This window comes from Mesorhizobium sp. M5C.F.Ca.IN.020.32.2.1, from assembly GCF_004023105.1.
GTDB classification, from domain to species: domain Bacteria; phylum Pseudomonadota; class Alphaproteobacteria; order Rhizobiales; family Rhizobiaceae; genus Mesorhizobium; species Mesorhizobium wenxiniae.
In genome coordinates this window covers 1-1,055 of the sequence record NZ_RZSX01001349.1, presented here as the reverse complement: position 1 = coordinate 1,055, position 1,055 = coordinate 1, and the positions used below count along the sequence as shown (strand labels likewise).

Genomic DNA, 1,055 nt, shown 5'->3' with positions numbered 1-1,055 from the left:
GCGCGCCGATCCCATCGCCATTTCCGGCTACGATGGCGGCACCGGCGCATCGCCGCTGACCTCGCTCAAGCACGCCGGCAGCCCGTGGGAATTGGGCCTTGCCGAGACGCATCAGACGCTGGTGCTCAACGGCCTCAGGTCGCGCGTCACGCTGCAGGTCGATGGCGGCCTGCGCACCGGCCGCGACGTCGTCATTGGCGCGCTGCTTGGCGCCGACGAATTCGGCTTCTCGACCGCGCCGCTGATCGCGGCCGGCTGCATCATGATGCGCAAGTGCCATCTCAACACCTGCCCGGTCGGCGTCGCGACGCAGGATCCGGTCTTGCGCAAGCGCTTCAAGGGTACGCCGGAACATGTCATCAACTTCTTCTTCTATGTGGCTGAAGAGGTCCGGGCGTTGCTCGCCGAGATGGGTTACACCCATCTCGACCAGATCATCGGCGACACCGATCTCTTGGAAAAGCGGGCGCTGATCCAGCACTGGAAGGCGCGCGGGCTCGATTTCGGCAAGATGTTCTTCAAGCCGGATGCCCCGCATGAGGCGGTGCACTGGACTGAGCGGCAGAAGCATCCGATCGACGACGTGCTCGACCGCAAGCTGATCGAGTTGGCCAAGCCGGCGCTGGAAGCCAGGCAGCCGGTCAGCATCGAGCTGCCGATCCGAAATGTCGACCGTTCGACCGGCGCCATGCTGTCCGGTGAAGTGGCAAAGCGCTTCAAGCACAAGGGCCTGCGCGAGGACACGATCGCGGTGAAACTCACCGGTACCGCCGGCCAGTCGTTCGGCGCCTTCCTGGCGCGTGGGGTTTCGTTCGAGCTGGTCGGTGCGGCCAATGACTATGTCGGCAAAGGCCTGTCGGGCGGCCGCATCGTCATCCGCCCGCCGGAGAACACCAAGATCGTCGCAGCGGAGTCGATCATCGTCGGCAACACGGTGCTCTACGGCGCGACCGAGGGCGAGGCCTATTTCAGCGGCGTCGCCGGCGAGCGTTTTGCGGTTCGCAATTCGGGCGTGGCCGCCGTCGTCGAAGGCGTTGGCGACCATGGCTGCGAGT

Annotated in this window: 1 protein-coding gene; it reads left to right on the top strand. The window is 65.4% G+C overall.

What is annotated here, in order from left to right; genetic code table 11:
• On the top strand, nucleotides 1-1,055 hold a 1,055-nt coding region (locus EOA86_RS35895; RefSeq protein ID WP_245497491.1), incomplete at both ends, for a glutamate synthase-related protein.